Source organism: Candidatus Protofrankia californiensis (assembly GCF_900634765.1).
GTDB lineage: Bacteria > Actinomycetota > Actinomycetes > Frankiales > Frankiaceae > Protofrankia > Protofrankia californiensis.
In genome coordinates this window covers 26,711-29,119 of the sequence record NZ_CAAAFT010000407.1, presented here as the reverse complement: position 1 = coordinate 29,119, position 2,409 = coordinate 26,711, and the positions used below count along the sequence as shown (strand labels likewise).

Below are 2,409 nucleotides of genomic sequence, written 5' to 3'. Positions count from 1 at the left end.
CCGGCGCCGAAACCGAACAGCAGGACGGGGTCGCCCGGTCGCAGTTGGCCGCCGTCGAGAATCCGGCTGAATGCCAGCGGGATGCTGGCTGCCGAGGTGTTGCCGGAGTCAACCACGTCCCGGGCGACTACAGCGTTTGTGGCACCGATGCCGGACACCAATACGTCGATTATCCGGAGATTGGCCTGGTGCGGGACGACAGCGGCGAGTTCGGCGGGCTCGACACCGGCGAGTTCGCATGCGCGCCGGACCGTCGGTGTCAGGGTGATGGCCCAACGGAACACGGTCTGGCCTTCCATGCGGAACAGGTTGTCACCATATCCGGGAACCCGGATGGCGCCGGCCTTTCCACCGTCGTGTCCCCAGACCGCCGGTCCGATCTCCTGGTTCGGGGCGGGCCCGACCACCGCGGCGCCGGCTCCGTCGGCAAGCAGTATGCAGGTGGTGCGGTCGTCCCAGTCGGTATAGTCTGAAAGCCGCTCGGCGGCCACCACCAGGACGTGCCGGGCGCTTCCCACCCGGACCATGTCCGATGCCACCGACAGGGCGTACGAGAAACCGGCGCAGCCGGCGTTGATGTCGAGCGCGCCCGCGTGCACGGCGCCCAGACGGTGTGCGATCTGCGGCCCGGAACCCGGGATCTGGGACGGGTTCGTACAGGTCGCGAGCAGCACCATGTCGAGGTCGGTGGGGTCGATACCGGCCGCGGCAAGTGCCTTTTCCGCGGCCATGGATCCCATCGCGACGATGGTTTCGTCGGCGTCGGCGATGCGGCGGGTGGCGATGCCGGTCCGCGACCGGACCCATTCGTCGGATGTCGCGACGCGCTTGGCCAGGTCGTCGTTGGTCACCAGACGTGCGGGGCGGTAGGTTCCGATCCCCATCAGCCGGGAGCCGCTCACCGCGTCACTCCGACCAGCCCGGTACCGGTGGACGCCGCCTGGGCGTCGGTGGTGCCCTCCTGGCCGCCGTCAGTCGGCGTGTCCGTGTGGCGGGCGATCAGTTCACGGGCCGTGGGCAGGTCATCCGGTGTCTTCAGAGCGAGGATCTGCACGCCGGTGAGCTCCCTTTTGGCTATGCCTGCCAGCGTTCCGGCGGGTGGTAGCTCCAGAACGGCGGTTACCCCGAGATCGCGCATCCGTGCCAGGCACAGGTCCCACCGGACCGGTGTGGCGACCTGGTCGACGAGGCGTTGGACCAGGTCGGGGCCGCTGCGGACGACAGTACCATCCGCGTTGGACAGCTGTGCCACGGCGGGCGTCCGCGGGCGCAGTCCCGGGGCGATCCCGGCGAGCTGCTCGCGCGCGGGCTGCATGAAGTGGGTGTGGAAGGCGCCCGCCACGGACAGTGAGCGCAGTCGGGTACGGGGCGGCGGGTCCTCGGCGAGACGGGCCAGTGACTCGAGGGAACCGGCCGCGACGATCTGCCCGGCGCCGTTGCGGTTCGCGGCGGTCAGGTCCAGCCGCCGGAGATGTTCGGTGACGTCGTCCGGCTCGCCACCGAGAACCGCGGTCATACCGGTGGGGGTACGCCCCGCGGCTTCGGCCATTGCGCGTCCGCGCAATGCGACGAACACCAGTGCGCTTTCGGCGTCGAGGGTACCGGCCAGTACGGAAGCGGTGATTTCACCCACACTGTGACCGGCGACGAGAACATTTCCCGTCCGGGGGACGGGAAGCTGTTCCGCGGCGACAAGACCGGTCGCGACGATCAGCGGTTGGGCGACGGCGGTGTCGCGGATCGTCTCCGCGGAGCCGTTGCAGCCGACGTCCACAAGGTCGATTCCGACTGCCGCCGACCACCATCGCAACCGTGGCTCGACACCGCCGATCTCAAGCCAGGGTTGCAGTTGACCTGGAGTCTGGGCACCTTGACCTGGCGCGAGGATAGCGAGCACCGGACTACCTAACCCTTCCGAGCCGCTGGCTGTCGCTGGCGAGTACTCACCGTTGTGTCGTCGGCTCATTGTGGGATCTCTACAAAGTGATTCGGTCGTCCCGCATCTTTATTGCCCATCACCATGCCGGAGGGGAATCCAGTGACAGGGGCGACAAGTAGCGGCAACACGTCCCGCCCGGCCGGAGCGGGTGAACCCGCGGTGGTCGTGATCGATGGTGGTCGTGATCGATCATAAAAGCGATCAGTCGACGATCATAAAAGCGATCAGTCAAATGGTCGCGCGGGCGATCACACCGTGGCAAGCCGGCCCAGGATGAGCGCCACGTGCAGGGTGAACCGTTCACGATGGTCGGTCGGATCGAGCCCGCAGGCGTCGGCAGCCTTGCGAAGTCGGTAACGGACCGTGTTGGGATGCAGGTACAGGGCCCGGGCCGTGGCCTCCAGCGAGGCGCCGAAGTCGAGGTAGGCGCCCACCGTCGCCAGCAGCGGTGTCCCCGCCTCCCGCAGGGG

The 2,409-nt window shown here is 68.2% G+C and carries 3 protein-coding genes; all 3 read right to left on the bottom strand.

Annotation, left to right across the window (positions count from 1 at the left end):
- A partial coding sequence (locus DD1DGNOD_RS20900; protein WP_131770879.1) for a beta-ketoacyl-ACP synthase III occupies window positions 1-902 on the bottom strand: 902 nt, incomplete at its 3' end.
- Window positions 899-1,897, bottom strand: a complete 999-nt coding sequence (locus DD1DGNOD_RS20895; RefSeq protein ID WP_131770878.1) for an ACP S-malonyltransferase — start codon at window positions 1,895-1,897, stop codon at window positions 899-901. The genes DD1DGNOD_RS20900 and DD1DGNOD_RS20895, both read right to left, overlap by 4 nt.
- Window positions 1,898-2,187: 290 nt before the next feature.
- Window positions 2,188-2,409 (bottom strand): PucR family transcriptional regulator (locus DD1DGNOD_RS29935; protein ID WP_241255878.1); only part of this gene is annotated, 222 nt, incomplete at its 5' end.